The sequence below is a fragment of the Rubritalea tangerina genome (genome assembly GCF_042683245.1).
Classification (GTDB): domain Bacteria; phylum Verrucomicrobiota; class Verrucomicrobiia; order Verrucomicrobiales; family Akkermansiaceae; genus Rubritalea; species Rubritalea tangerina.
The window spans coordinates 1-14,353 of the sequence record NZ_JBHUJB010000083.1 but is presented as its reverse complement, the minus strand read 5'-3'; the positions used below and the strand labels follow the sequence as shown (position 1 = coordinate 14,353).

General features: G+C 51.2%; 11 protein-coding genes. 5 read left to right on the top strand and 6 right to left on the bottom strand.

All coding sequences use genetic code 11. The annotated features are described in order from the left end of the window. Positions 1-130: 130 nt before the first annotated feature. The 4 genes from ACFSW8_RS16420 to ACFSW8_RS16405 all read right to left on the bottom strand — a co-directional run bounded on the left by ACFSW8_RS16420 (position 131) and on the right by ACFSW8_RS16405 (position 6,305). A complete protein-coding gene (locus ACFSW8_RS16420) occupies positions 131-2,371 on the bottom strand; it encodes a beta-N-acetylhexosaminidase (protein WP_377088034.1) in 2,241 nt (746 codons plus the stop codon). 163 nt (positions 2,372-2,534) lie between these two features. Further along, on the bottom strand, positions 2,535-3,950 hold the full coding sequence (locus ACFSW8_RS16415) for a sulfatase-like hydrolase/transferase (protein ID WP_377178788.1): 1,416 nt from the start codon (positions 3,948-3,950) through the stop codon (positions 2,535-2,537). Between the two features lie 49 nt (positions 3,951-3,999). After that, positions 4,000-5,541, bottom strand: a complete 1,542-nt coding sequence (locus ACFSW8_RS16410) for a right-handed parallel beta-helix repeat-containing protein (protein WP_377088038.1) — start codon at positions 5,539-5,541, stop codon at positions 4,000-4,002. Positions 5,542-5,621: 80 nt separating this feature from the next. Further along, entirely contained in the window at positions 5,622-6,305 is a 684-nt protein-coding gene (locus ACFSW8_RS16405) for a hypothetical protein (RefSeq protein WP_377088040.1), read from the bottom strand. Between the two features lie 165 nt (positions 6,306-6,470). On the opposite strand from ACFSW8_RS16405, the gene ACFSW8_RS16400 reads away from it, so the two are divergent. Genes ACFSW8_RS16400 through ACFSW8_RS16390 form a run of 3 tightly spaced genes read left to right on the top strand, consistent with a single transcriptional unit; the run spans position 6,471 to position 8,872 of the window. Further along, entirely contained in the window at positions 6,471-7,079 is a 609-nt protein-coding gene (locus ACFSW8_RS16400; RefSeq protein ID WP_377088042.1) for an RNA polymerase sigma factor, read from the top strand. Continuing rightward, a complete protein-coding gene (locus ACFSW8_RS16395; RefSeq protein ID WP_377088044.1) occupies positions 7,076-7,318 on the top strand; it encodes a hypothetical protein in 243 nt (80 codons plus the stop codon). Before ACFSW8_RS16400 ends, ACFSW8_RS16395 begins: the two co-directional genes overlap by 4 nt. A gap of 6 nt (positions 7,319-7,324) precedes the next feature. Then, positions 7,325-8,872 carry a serine/threonine protein kinase gene (locus tag ACFSW8_RS16390; protein ID WP_377091410.1) on the top strand — a complete coding sequence of 516 codons (1,548 nt, stop codon included), beginning with the start codon at positions 7,325-7,327 and terminating at the stop codon, positions 8,870-8,872. A 50-nt stretch (positions 8,873-8,922) separates the two neighbouring features. On the opposite strand, the gene ACFSW8_RS16385 is transcribed toward ACFSW8_RS16390, so the two are convergent. Together ACFSW8_RS16385 and ACFSW8_RS16380 are read right to left on the bottom strand one after the other, a co-directional pair. Continuing rightward, positions 8,923-9,639 (bottom strand): PEP-CTERM sorting domain-containing protein, encoded by a 717-nt coding sequence (locus tag ACFSW8_RS16385; RefSeq protein ID WP_377088046.1) that lies wholly within the window; start codon positions 9,637-9,639, stop codon positions 8,923-8,925. A gap of 321 nt (positions 9,640-9,960) precedes the next feature. Next, complete coding sequence (locus ACFSW8_RS16380; RefSeq protein WP_377088052.1) at positions 9,961-11,865, bottom strand: FAD-dependent oxidoreductase; 1,905 nt, start codon at positions 11,863-11,865, stop codon at positions 9,961-9,963. A gap of 146 nt (positions 11,866-12,011) precedes the next feature. Between ACFSW8_RS16380 and ACFSW8_RS16375 the strand changes: the two genes are divergently transcribed. Next, the gene (locus ACFSW8_RS16375) at positions 12,012-12,521 is read left to right on the top strand and encodes a sigma-70 family RNA polymerase sigma factor (protein WP_377178786.1); all 510 of its coding nucleotides are present in this window, start codon (positions 12,012-12,014) and stop codon (positions 12,519-12,521) included. Next, on the top strand, positions 12,511-13,881 hold the full coding sequence (locus ACFSW8_RS16370) for a DNRLRE domain-containing protein (RefSeq protein WP_377088054.1): 1,371 nt from the start codon (positions 12,511-12,513) through the stop codon (positions 13,879-13,881). Before ACFSW8_RS16375 ends, ACFSW8_RS16370 begins: the two co-directional genes overlap by 11 nt. The last annotated feature ends 472 nt before the right edge of the window (positions 13,882-14,353 follow it).

Below are 14,353 nucleotides of genomic sequence, written 5' to 3'. Positions count from 1 at the left end.
TATGGATATGCGGCAACTTTGTATGATTTAAGGGTAAAAAATGACCCCAAGTCATCGGGTGACGACTTGGGGTCGATGGAGGGAAAGTGGGGGGCTACCAATCTCCAAATTACACTGGTAAAATGGAGTATTATTGGCGTTTGATGAGGACGACTCCGTTGGAGTCGTTGCCTTGATCGCCGTAGATTTGGGCTTTGATTTTGAAGGAAGCGCCGGTCTCGTAATTGTTCACCTTAATTTTGTAGGTATTATTTTTGGAGGAGCCGCCAGTGAATCCGTGGTGGATATCTTTACCGACGTGGTCGGTATCGTTACGGACGACCTCGATGCCATCGATGTCGAGGCGTTCGCGCCCGCCGGTGTAGATGAAGGTGATGAGGTAGGTACCATTTTGATTGATATGGCCGGTGGCGTCGAAGACGACTTCCATGGTTTTTTTGTTTCCGACTTTACCAGATTTCCATTCACCGATTTTGGTCCCGAATTTGCGCCATTTATTGGTGGCATCGATGTGGGTGTAGGTGAGTGAGGCATCGCCATTAGCGGCGAATGTTTTGGCCTTGAAGATCGCGTCTTCTGGGGCAGTGAGGGTGGCAGTGAGTTCCTTAGAATTGGCAGTGGGTTCGGAGTCATCGAGGGTGTAGCGGATGGTGCCTCCTTTGATGGGGGATTCTCCTTTGACGACGAGCTCACCATTTGATTGGCGTTTGATGTCGAGAGTGGGTGTTGGCATGCGGAAGTTGTAGTTAGCTAATTGGTAGCGGATGTACTGTGGCTTCATGCGCTGGAGGAAGGATGCGTAGTCGCGTTTATCCTGGGCGGTCCAGCCGACTTCTGCGAGAGCGGCGAAGCGGGGGAGTGAGAGGTAGTCGACGTAGGCTTCGGAGGCGGTAGAGCCTTCACCTGGCTTGTCGTGGAGGACGTCACGGTTGTGGAGGAAGCGGTCGGTCCAGACTGCGCCGTTCGGGCCGAGGATATTCTTAGCAGCGGGAGAGCCGAGGACATCCTTGGGAGTGGGGTGCCAATCGTAGGCCATTTTGAGTGAGACTGGAGGGGTCCAGGTAGCACATGGAGGTTCACCAGGGAGTTTACTTTCAGGGGTATCGAAGTAGGTATGGCGGACGAGTGAGGAGACGACTGGGTGACCTTCTTTAGCGCCTTCACTGGCGTGGGATGGTTTATGCCAGGCCATGATGCCCGTTTTTTTATCGACACCGCACTCGAGGACTTCAGCCCAGCCGATGATGACTTTATCTTTTTTGGCGAGGTATTTGCCGATGCGGTCGGTCATGTAGCCTTGGAGTTGTTTTTCGGATTTGAGGCCGTGTTCTTTCATTCTCGCTTGGCAATCTGGGCAGGCTTTCCAGCGTGCGTATTTGGCTTCATCGCCGCCGATATGGACCCATTTTGATGGGAAGAGGGAGACGACTTCATCCATAACGTCTTCAAGGAATTCGTAGGTGGATTCCTTTCCGGCGCAGTAGATTTCGGGTGAAATGGAATGGCGGTCTGGGACGGTAAATTGTTTTCCGGTACAGCCGAGGTGTGGGTAGGCACAGAGTGCGGAGAGGATGTGGGCGGGGATTTCGATTTCTGGGACGACTTCGATATTTAGTTTTGCGGCGTAGGCGACGACTTCTTTAATATCTTCTTGGGTGTAGAAGCCTTCGTGGAAAAAGCGTCCGGAGCCACGTTTGGAGCCGATTTCTGTGAGTTTGGGGTATTTTTTAATTTCGATACGCCAGCCGCAGTCATCGATGAGGTGCCAGTGGAAGACATTGAGTTTATGCATGGCCATCATATCGAGATAGCGCAGGACGTAGTCTTTATTGAGGAAGTAGCGTGAGACATCGAGCATGACGCCGCGCCATGGGTATTCTGCGTAGTCGGTGATGGTGACGGGTTCGAGGGTCCAATCTGTGGTTTGTTTGGCAGAGGCAAAGATGGCTTCTGGCAGGAGTTGGCGGATGGTTTGGACACCGCTGACGAGTCCGCCTGGGGTGGCAGCGCGGAGGTGGGCACTGGAGTCATCGACTTTGAGTGCGTAGCCATCGATGCCCTCGATTTTGTTAGATAGATCGAGGTGGATGGTATTTTTACCGGCTTTATCTGCGGCTTTGACTTGGAACGGGAATCCGGTGGCGGGGCGCAAGGCGGCAGCGAGGAGTTCGGCGGCAGCTTTGGACTGGTTGTCCTTGTAGGTGATGGTGGTTGCTGGGGTGAGCGAGAAGCCATTGCCTTGGGCGACTTCGAGCTTTTGGGGGAGTGGGATGATATCTTCAGCACCGGCAAGGAGTGGGGAAGCGGAGGCCGCGAGAGCCAAGCCAAGGCCAGCAAGGCCACGGATCGTGGTAGAATTTGGTAGTTTCATAAGTGTGTTGGGATCCAATCCTCTGGATTGGTTGGGCTTATGCTACGCGGAAAAGGGGGGATGTCTACCCCCATGTTTGGGGGAATCAGCGTGGGGGGAGGGGCTTATTGGCGCCACGGGTGGAGACCATCGGTGGTATTGAACTCACGGCAGGGGGGAGTATTTATGGTGTTTTTTTCTTACTGGTTTTTTTTGGGGTACCATTTTTATGGAAGATGAGTCCTTCGAAGTAGGGGGTGGTGAGAGGTGCGGTCCAGCGGTTGAGTTGGCGTTGGAGTTGGCGCGCTTTTTCGGGCATGGCATGGATTTGATTTTTACGTTCTCCGAGATCGTTGGAGAGGTCATAGAGCTCGATTTTTGCGTGTTTGAAGTCTTTGCGGGATCGACCTCCTTGGATGACTAATTTGTATTGGTGGTCGCGGATGGCGAATTTGTTTTGGTCGTATTTACGGAGGTAGATGAAGGGGTGTGGTGGCTCAGTGATTTGGCCATTGAGGTAGGGTATGAGGTTGACTCCATCGAGTGGGGTTTCTGGGCGTATGGGAGCCTTGGCGAGGGCGGCGATAGTGGCGTAGACATCGAGTGAGCTCACTGGTTTATGGAATTTTTTTCCTGCGGGGATATGGCCTGGCCATTGGATCGCGAATGGGATTCTGTAGCCACCTTCGTAGTTGCTTGATTTTTGTCCACGGAGGGGGCCATTGGAGGAAGCATTTTGGGATTCGGGGCCACCGTTATCGGAGAGGAAGACGACGAGGGTTTTTTCTGTTAGGTCGTATTTTTTGAGGGTAGTGATGACTTTGCCGACGCCATCATCGAGTGAGCTAAGCATGGCAGCGTAGGTGGTGCGCTTTGGGTTAGAGAATGGGAGTTTTGCGCATTGGTTGAGTTTTTGTTGTGTGGCTTGGAGTGGGCCGTGAGGGGCGTTGTAGGAGAGGAAGAGGAAGAAGGGTTTGTTACGGTTGCGAGTGATGAAGGATACGGCTTCGTCGCTGAATGCGTCGGTAAGGTATTTGGTGGTTTTTACGGGTGCGTATCCGCGGTTGATATGTGATCGATAGCTTTGGTGTTCGTTTTTAGCGTGGGCGTCGCTTTTGATGGAGTGGTCTTTAGGGAAGTAATTTTTTCCTCCACCGAGGTGTCCGAAGAATTCATGGAAGCCACGCTTGAGCGGGTGGAAGTTAGGGTGTGCTCCGAGGTGCCATTTGCCGATCAATCCGGTGTGGTATCCGGCGAGTTGCAGGGTGGTTCCGAGGGTGCGTTCATTTGGGTGGAGGCCGGCATCGGGGTCTGTGGGTGAGAAGGCTGGATTGCGTTCGAAACCGAATCGTTGTTGGTAGCGTCCGGTAATGAAGCCGGCTCTACTGGGGCCGCAGACTGGGTAGGTGACGTATGCGCTGGTGCAGGTGGTACCATTTTGGGCGATGGTATCGATATGTGGGGTGGGGATATGCTTTGCGCCCATGAACCCGACATCTTGGTAGCCAAGGTCGTCGGCCATGATGACGATAAGGTTCGGAGGGGTGGCAGAAGCTAGGCAGCTTGTGAGAAGAAGTAGGAAGAGGAGTCGTATATGCATGGAAGAGAGCCGTTGGAAGTCCAAGAAGTGGGGAGGACGAGGTTGGAAATTATTTGTTGGGGGAAGGGTTTTGAGTGGGGTTCCAGTCGATTTTGATTCCTTCTTTTTCCTGTGGATTGCCTTTCTGTTTGAGGAAGTCGTGGAGAAGTTTGAGTTCTTCTTTAGGACCCGATAGGCTTACTTTTTTTGGGATATGCGCGGAAAAAGTATTATTAGATTGTGTGATTTCCTTGGAATTTTTTATGGGATCGACATCACCGTAAAAGATATTGTTAGATAGTGTTAGATTTTTAATTGAAGGATCGAAATGGAAAGTAGCCTGTTGTTTATTGAGGACGACAAAGACATTATTTTGGAAGGTAGTATTTTGTGCGGTACCGCGGCCCCATTTATTGAAGGCGATGAGATTTGAGTCGATTTGCGGGTGAGGTTTTTGTGGGATGATGATGAGGTTTTTATAGATCTGGGTGTTATGTGTGGAGTCACCTGAGAGGCTGAAGGTGGGAGAGAAATAGTTTTTATGACCGATGGTGCGGAGGCCATCATTGATGCTGAGGTTGTAGCGGACGACTGAGCCATGATTGAGGGCATTTTCGGTGAGCCAGGAGGCGTGTTTGGGTTGCCCTGGTGAGCAGATGAGCATGAAGCCGCCGTGGTTATTGTAGCTGAGGTTGTATTGGAAGAGAGTGTTTTTACAGCTGTAGTCGCAGTCATAGGCTTGGGCATCATTCCAAGCTTGGTGTCCGGAGACTTCATTGAATTGGAAAACGGCATCGTCGCAGGCCCATGGCCACATACCTGCGGCTGCTGCGCCGGCTTCACCGAGTGGGGGGCATTTTCTCATGACATTCCATTCGACGAGTGGGCCCTTTGAGCTGGTGGTGAGGATGCCATCTCCGCCGACGCCTTCGATGAGGTTATGGCGTATGATAATATTTGTTGAGGGGTTCCAATGGGGGCCACGGAGAGCGCCGCCATGGACAATGATTCCATTACGGGAGCAATTGATGACATGGCAGTGTTCGATGAGGATAGAGTCGAAGCGGGTCTTCGACTTACCATCTGCTAGGAATCTGATAGCGGCTGCTGCATTTTTATCTTTTTCAGGGCGACCATTGACCTCTGAGATGGTGAGGTTGTTGAGGTGGAAGAATGTGGCAGTGGGTAGGGAGGTATTTTCAATGAAGATTCCGTAGCGGAGCCAGCGTTTGGTTTTTCCTGTATTACTGAGGTGGAGGTTTTTGATGATCCAGCCTTGGGCATTTTTGATATGGACGGCGGCTGGGCTATTGCCGAGGGCATTGATATGGGGTTTGGCACCTTTGCCGTAGTTAGTGAGGGTGATGGGGTGCTTTTTCGAGCCACTATCTTTGAGGGTGAGTGTGCCTCGGTAGGTGGTATCAGATTCGAGGTGGATCGTATCTCCTGGTTGAAAGGTGGAGGTATTTAATTTGTTGAGGCTTCGCCACGGTGATTGAGGTGAGCGTCCATCGTTTTTGTCATTCCCATGGCGGTTGCTGACGAAGTAGTCCGCGGCTTGGATAGTGAGGGAGAGTGTGATGAAAAGGATAGAGTGGATGAGGCGAGGCATTGTGGTGGTGGATTCTGTGAGAGGGGCTTACTTCATGTTAGTTGAAATATGGGGGTGGGGGAAACTCCCTTTCAGAGGTGTTAGTGGCTGATAGTGAGTCGATAGCGGCAGATTATTTTTTGCGTCTGAGGATGAGGCTGAGGCCTGCGATGCCGAGGAGCGTGGAGCGTGGAGCTGGTAGGTTCTGGAACTGAGGCTACTGAGGTACTGAACTGGAGGTCGACGGATCGCCATTGGATGTTGGCGCTGGAGTCACCGCTGAGGGAGCCTGCGGTGAGGGTGTTGTTGAGAGAGAGGATATCGACCTCAACGATGGAGTTTGAGTCGGCACCTCCGGTGGTGTTGTCGTAGGAATTGGTGCCGTCGTGGAAGAATTTATTTGCTGGGTCTGCGGTTCTAAAATTTGAGAAGTTGGCTTGGGTGAGACCGTCGAGGACGAGGCTGCGTCCGGTGGAAGTGGTTTCGGTGACATTGGTGATGGAGAAAGTCACTGACTGGGTGACGGCTGAGCCAAAGATGATGGATGTGTTACCATTACCGTATTGGATACCATTGTTAGCGGTGGCGCTTTCGTGGAATCCTGTCGCTACGGTGTCGAAGGTGAAAGAGGCGCCGTCGACGGTAATAGACTGATTAGCATAGGTTTGGGGTCCGTTGGCGACACCATTGGCTTTGCCAAGATTTAGATTATTGAGGATGGTCGCTGCCTGAGTGCCTGTGATGCAGACGGCCAAGCAGGTGATAGTAAGGAGTGATTTTCTCATAGAGGAATTAATGTGTTAGGTTGTTTAGGATGCGAAGGCATTCCTGGCTCTGGGGGGAGAGATGGGGGTGCTTCTATAGCGGGTAAACGAGAGGAATTCGGGTGAGTGGACACGGGGTGGAAATTTTTTCATCAAATCGCATGCATACACTGAAACGGGTTGACTGTGACGGAGTTGGGGTGGGATGATGGCAGTCCGATGGAAGACACACGTCAGACCTTGATAATTCGGTTACAGAGTCTTAACGACGATGAGGCGTGGTCGGTTTTTCACGATGCGTATAGTCGATACATCTATGCTGTTTTGAGGCGGGTAGGCATTCCTCATGAGGATACTGGGGATTTACAGCAAATGATTTTAGTCAAGTTATGGAAGAAGATACCGGGCTATGAATATCAACCGGATCGGGCGATGTTTCGGACATGGTTGGGGCGCGTGATCAAGAATACGGCGATTGATTGGATACGCGGGAAGAAGCCTGAGGGGATAGTTTTTGATGAATCGGTGGAAAGGTCCGTGATGCGTGAGGAGGTGTTGGATACGATTATTCAAAAGGAATGGCAGACCTATGTTTCTAATGTGGCGATGCAGAATGTAAGGCGCGACATTACGGAGCAATCTGTCGAGATCTTTGAGTTAAGTCTCAAGGGGGTGGATGCGGATGAGATTGCGGTGCAGTATGGCCTGAAGCGCAACAGTGTGTATCGCATTATCGCACGAGTGCGGGAGCGTCTGGTGGTGGAGATTAATGAAATTCGACGGGAGTTGGAATGATGGATGACGAGGCATTTGTCGAGGGACTGAATGAGGATTTATCTCAATTCTATGGTGAGACTATCGATGTGCTATCGGGTTTTCGCGAGGAGCGATACGGAGAGAAGTGCTTGATTGCTAAGGGAGCGACCAAGGAAGTGTATCAGGTGACTGATAAGTTTTGTGAGAGGGAGGTTGCGCTTGCTAAGATTCGGCGAGAAAAGGTTTGCGATAAGTCAGTGTTAGATTTTGTTAGATAACTTCAAATAACAGCATCTTTGGAGCATCCGAATATCATACGCATATACGATGTAGGGATTGATGGAGGCCAACCGTATTTCACGATGGAGTTGATCAAGGGGAGTACTTTGGATGTATGGGCATCTCGCGAAAGGCCTAATTTGCACCAATGTTTAGAGGTAGTGAGTGAGTTATGTGACGCGGTGGCGTATGCGCATGAGCGGGAGGTATTGCACTTAGATTTGAAGCCTCAGAATGTCCACATGGGGGAGTTTGGGGAGATTGTGCTTACTGATTGGGGGATCTCCCATTTTTTACAGAGGGATGAAGGTGTGGGGGCGAGCGGTGTGAGTGCATATGTGCGTGGTACGCCTGGTTTCATGGCTCCTGAGCAATCTGATGTAGGGGCATCGCCAACGGAGAGAGTGGATGTTTATGGATTGGGAGCGATTCTTTATTTTTTGCTGATGGGGGGGGCATTGAAACGCGACTTAGATTTGAAAGACTATCTTCAGGCGGCGAAGAAAGATGTGTTAGAAGGAGTGTCATTTGGAGATATTCCCGAGAGTGTGATAGCGATCTTAAGGAAGGCATTGGTGGCTGATGCGGGTGTTCGGTATGAGAGCGTGGGTGCTCTGCGCAAGGATTTACAGGATTACCTGAATGGTTTTGCGCCGTCGGCGGAGTCAGCGAGTTGGGGGAAGCAGCTACGGTTATTTTATTTACGCAACCGGATAGTTTGTCGGGTGGTATTGGGGGCAATGGTGGCGGTGGTGTTATTGACGGTGGGGTATGTTAATTTTTTGAGGCAAAGTGAGTCGGAGGCTCAACGGCAGCGTTTGGCGGCAGAGGCATCTGAGCACATAGCGCGTGAGGCGTTGGAGAAGTTTAAGCAGGAAAGGTCAGCGAGGTTAGAGTCAAAGGAGGTCCATTCGAGACAGATGGTAGAGTCGAGTTTTGCGTACTTGAGGCGCCATTTGTATTTGAGGTCTACGCAGTTGGCGGAGTTGGCGTATGAGGAAAACATCGAGAACGTGGAGGCGCGTAGGTTGCTTGCGCGTCTGTATTTTATACGTTTTCGTTTTGCTGATGCTTTGCCTTTATTTGAGGAACTTCCTGATGGTCAGGATACGGAGTTGCTTGAGGTGTGTCAGCGGTATGTTGAGACAGGTCGGCCGAGTGTGCGGGAGGTTCAATCGATATACGATGGGCTTTGGAAAGGGTATGAGGAGATAGTCATGCACAGTTTCTTGGCTCATTCTCGAATGAATTTCAGTAGGGAGTCTAAGGACCTGATGCTGAAATACATGTTAGAGCGGATCAACAATCGTGAGGATGTGGATCTGGTCTTCAATAAGAAGAGTAAAGTGTTAGATCTTACTAGGAATGGTGATCTTTATCGGATTTGGGTTCATTCTGGGGTGGATTCGGATGAGCTTTGGAAGTTTTACCACGGTTTTTTCATCTTGATATCGGTGCCAGCCAAGAAGGTGTTAGTGGATGACACAGTTGAGAATAGGCACCATTACGGGGTCTATTCTGCGACGACTCAGGTAGAAGTGGAGTACCATTAGTTTGAGGGAATGCCACTCGTTGCAGGTGGCAACGAGTGGTTGTGGGGGGATTAGCGGGTTTTTCTTCTGAGGATGAGACTGAGGCCGGCGAGTCCGAGGAGTGCGGAAGTGTGTGGTTCAGGGACAGCGGTGTAGGAGACCTGAAGGCTGGCGTTACCGGTGTCAGTGACTGAGCCGTGGTCGGTACGGAGGAAGCCGTTAGTGGAGGTATCGCTTTGATTGCTCAAGCGCAGGTAGATGTGGCTATCGCCATTGTCATAGGCAGTCTGGAGGTAATGTACAAAGGCGCTCGATGAGCTGAAGTTAAAGGAGCCTTCCACCATGGCATTGTTAAAATTTTCTTGGCTGAGGAGGGTGGCTACTGAGCCACCAGCTTGGGTGTCAGCGAATCCAGAGCCATCTGGGTCATTCCAGGTGGCATTGGAGGCATTGAAGTTGGTGTAGGTATGGAGGTCAGCGGTAAAGGAAGAGCTTATGCCTGAGTAGCTCATGCTTGGTCCGAGGTCTAAGGAGACAGCGTCAATGATGACTGGGCTACCGCTAGTGGCAGTGGTGAGCTCGCTGAGGCTGAAGCGCATGAGGGTAACGAACTGTGCACCAGCTCCTTGACCACCGAAGATGTTGCGTTCGGCTTGTAGGGAATCTGGGGCGGACTCGCGGATAAAGACATCGTCAGCGCTGGTATGGTTGAGGATGGCTTGAGCTGCCTCAGCACTTGTTAGGAGTGCTGAAGTGAGGCAGAGGTAGTGTATTGTTTTTTTCATCATCTAATGTATTTGGGGTTCGTGCCAGCTGGTGCTACCAGCTGGCAGAGAGGGGGTGAGTTGTCCTTCTAATTTCAAGGACAAGAGACAAATCAATGTGTCTAGATGGCCTAGGCGGTGTGGAGAAATTGCTTCACCGCCCGTTTTAGCTAGGGTGATATGGAGTCAGTTGCCTTGCGGCAAAGAGATTTGGGAGGCTGAGGCATCTTTTGTATCTGGCTTCGTTGTCTTCCATGGCGAGGATGTTTATCCACGCCATGAAATCCGCCTTGCCAGATGCAAAATCTACTCTCAGCGGGCGGCAAACCATTTTGTCCACACCGCCTAGGCAGATTTAGTGCCGGGTTGTTGCATGAGGACTTTGAGCTGTGGGAGGTACTTTTGATAGATACCTCGGGGGGTGGTTTTGTTTTGGACACAGAGTGCGGCTGCTTTTCCGACGATTTCGCCCATCATGCCGCAGGTTTTCATGACTCTAACAGGTCCAAGTCCTGATTTGGTGACGGAGATATCGCGTCCGGCCATGAAGAGGTTTTTGATATTACGCGAGTAGAGGCAACGGTATGGGGCCCAGTAGGTTCCACTGTATTTGTAATCTTTCCCTCGGGTGTAGTCGGAGATGAACTCGTTACCTTCGAAGCCCTTTTGGAATTTTTTCTGAGGGAAGTGGAGGTCGATATGCCAGGAGCATGGGAAGCAACCATCGTTGTATTCTTTCATGTCCATGAAGTCTTTACCATCGAGGATGACGTCCCCTAAGAGCCTGCGGGATTCACGTTTTCCTGCGATGAATGCGACCCATCCGAGTCTATGGTTAGGGAATTTTTTATCGACATTTTTGATCGCATCCCAAGCGCCGAAGATGGCGCGGAAGTTATGATCACGGATGAGTTCGATATCATTGACTTGATCTTTATCGAAGCCACTTTCCCAATACCACTTACGAGAGAAGCCGCTCAGTTTGGGGTGGTCTCTGCCTGGGAATGGTTTGTTAGATAGGTCGAGTGCCCATGGGCATCGTGGGAATGGTTGTTCATGCTTCCCTTCTTTATATTGTGCGGCGAGAGCGGCTTTATCTTTGCATTCGCATTTGAGGACTTGTTCTTCATTTGAGGCATCTAGGAGGCTGAAGAGGTTGGTGCTGCCCATGAGTTGTTTGACCTCGTATTCATAGTCGGCTTTTGCGAGATGGCCGATGACGGCATCACCGGTGCAGTCGGCGAAGAAGTCAGAGGTGATGTATTTTTGTTCCGCGGTGATGGTGTCTTGTATGGTGACACCTGTGATGGAGTCTGGAGTGCCTGAGGTTTGGATGGCACGGTTATTGATGAAGAGGGTGATGTTAGGTTCACGTTCGACGACGGAGAGTTTCTTTTGGTCGTCGAAGTATTCGGCTGGCATGCCATTCATATTTCCGCGTTTTGGTTTATCGGTGAGGATTTCATTTACGATATCACCGACATGTGGGTAGGGGGCTTTGTTAGTATGACCTTCTGGCCAGACACGGACTTCTTCACTTGCGTTACCACCGAGAACGGGGCGGTCCTGGACGAGGGCTACTTTGAGGCCATTGCGGGCGGCTGAGATTGCGGCACAGGTACCTGCGAGGCCGCCCCCCACGACGGTGAGGTCGAAGTGGCCGGCCTTGCTTGGTTTGTCTGGGAGGCCGAGTAGTTTACGGCGGAAGCGCGTGAGTTTTTCGAGGTTATTACTGGGGACGAAGTTGGGGTCTTTACAGAAGAGGATGGCCTCGCAGCGACCTTCGAAGCCGGTGAGGTCGTGGAGGGAGAGTTTGTTTTTTTTATCTAGCTTGACCGTTCCACCGTCGTGCCAATGCCATTGGTCACCTTTGGTGCCGAAGGTTTCTTTGATTGGTTTGTCATTGATGAGGAGTTGGAACTTACCTGGAGCACCGGGGGCTTTCCATGGGGCTACCCAGTCTTTGGTGCGGACCCAGACACGGTAGGTTCCTGCGGATGGGAGATTGAGGGTGGTGGTGGCGTCTTTGACTGGGATTCCGAGGCCGTGGGCGAGGAGGTAGGGAGAGCCCATTTGGTCCATGGATTGTTGATCAAGTTCCCAGCCACCGAGGTCATCGAAACCTTCGGCTTCAATGAAGGCGAATTCTGAGTATTGTGGTGCTGCGAGTGCGCGTTGGCCCATGAGGAGGGTGAGGGCGGTGCTTCCTGCGTAGCCGAGGAATTTACGTCGGTTTGTGATTGCTGGCATACTCATGTAGTGCACTGGGCGAGAGGATTGGACAGAAAATGCGAGAATAGAAATAAATGATGATTTTTTCTTAGAAGGAGAATTTTTCTGTCCAAAATGTGAGAGACGGGCACTGTGTAAGGGACGTGAAAGATGAGGATAGCAGAATGGAGCCGTACGTGCAGTTACTCGCAGAGCACGAGAGGTATCTGAGTGGCTATGTGTATGGGATGATACCGAACTCAGCGGATGCGGAGGATGTGCTTCAGGACATTAAGATGGCGTTGTGGAGGGAGTTTGAGAAGTTTGAGTTGGGAAGTAACTTTGGGGCGTGGAGTCGGAAAGTGGCGTTTCATCGGGTGATGGCCTTTCGGAAGAAGAAAGCGATTGAGGGGAAGCGTTTGATATTTTCGGACGCTTGTATGGAATATTTGGAGTCGCAGGAGGTTCCGACGGTGGGTCAGGTGGATGGAATGTCTCGGCGTTTGAGTGCGTGTATTGCAAAGATGAAGGGGGTACAGAGGGAGTTGATACGGTTGCGATACAAGGAAGAATTTAGCATAGAAGAGATCGCTATGAAGACGGGCAAGACGGTAGCTGCTGCTTACCGAGCGCTGAGCCGCTCTCGGTTGAGTTTAAGAGAATGTTTAAACCAAGGAGGTAGGGATGAAGGATAAAGAAAAATGGGTGGTATTGATTGAGAAGGTATTTAGTGGGGAGGCGACGGACACCGAAGTCGAGGAGTTAGAGGCGGCATTGATGGGTGATGCAGATGTGTTAGATTTGTATCAAGATATCACGCTTCAACATAGTTTATTGGCATCGAGCAATGCGATGCAATTTGCGGAAGTAGTGGAGGTTGGCAGGGGGAGTGTGGGATGGAAGGTGGCAGCGATAGCGGCGCTGGTATTACTTTCTTTGAGTCTTTTTATCCCTATGTCAAAGAGGGAGAAGGGGATCGCGAGTATCAGTGAGAGTTCGCTCGCGCAGTGGGGTCAGTGCAGTTTACCGACGACTGAGGGTGAGGTGCTGAGTCAGGGTGCGTTAGAGTTATTACATGGGACGGCGAGTTTGAGTTTTGAATCAGGCGCAGTGGTGAGTTTAGAGGCACCGGCTGCGATTGAGTTAGTATCGGAGATGCAGGCGCGCGTTTTGTATGGTCGTGTGGTGGCTGAGGTGCCGGAGCAGGCAATTGGGTTTCGTTTGGACACACCGGACTTAGAGGTAAAGGATTTGGGCACGGTTTTTTCGGTGTATGTGGATAAGGGGTCGAAGGCATCGACAGTGGATGTGATAGACGGAGAGGTTGAGGTTTTCCATGAAGTGAGTGCTGGGAAAAAGTTGTTAGTGACTAACGAGGGAGTGCAGACGGGTGGAGAGGGAATGGTGTTTCGGAGAAATGATGGGGAGATTATTCACAGTGAGCTCGAAGAGGCTGCCGCTGACTTTATAGAAGTAAGTACAGCCTATGGGGAAGGTGGGCATGCGACGATTATTTCCAATCATGCGGACACGCATTTGCACCCGCATTTGTTGTTAGTAAAGAACCCGATGAACCAGACATATAAGCGGAAATCGTATATGAAGTTTGACATTGGGGGATTGAAGGGACGGAGTTTTGGTAGGGTGAGTTTAAAGTTGATGCAGATGGCGAGTCCGTATGGTTATGCTAGTTTGGTTCCCGACTCTAAGTTTGAGGTATACGCACTGAAGGATGGGGTGGATGAGGACTGGGACCCTGCTGTTTTGACGTGGGAGAATGCACCTGCGAATGTGAGAAGGTCTGGCTGGAAGTTAGAGGAGGATCGTGTGGAGCTAGTGGGTGCCTTTACGATTCCACGTGGGCAGCAATCTGGTGAGGTGGAAGTGGAGGGGAGCCGGTTAGCTGAGGTGATGCGGGAGGATAGCAATGGGGTGCTCACATTGATCGTGGTGCGGCGGACGACTGAGACACGGCCGGAGGGCCTGGTGCATGCCTTTGCTGGCAACCAGACACCCGGTGGGAGGGCACCGCGCCTCAGGGTGGAGTTAGATTAGTCCACAAGCCCTAGGCGGTGTGGACACAATGCTTCACCGCCCGTTTTTAGATAGGGTGATATGGAGTCAGTTGCCTTGCGGCAAAGGGATTTGGGAGGCTGAGGCATCTTTTGTATCTGGCTTCGTTGTCTTCCATGGCGAGGATGTTTCTCCACGTCATGAAATCCGCCTTTCCAGATGCACAATCTACTCTCAGCGGGCGGCAAACCATTTTGTCCACACCGCCTAGCATTGACTTGCTTAAAAATGGTTTTAGTGGAGCACGACTGGGAGTTGGATATGGAGTGAAGAGAAGGGGCTGTTAGGGTGGAGGTTGGCATTGAGTGTGCCTGTTTTGGGATCGTGTGAGAAGTGGGTTTCACCGATGATGAGTGTGTCGTTGTCTGTGATTTTCCAGTTTCCTGAGAGTGAGCTTCCCCACGGATTTCGGTCAGGGAGTGTCTAAATTATTGGTAGGTTAGTTAGGCGACTT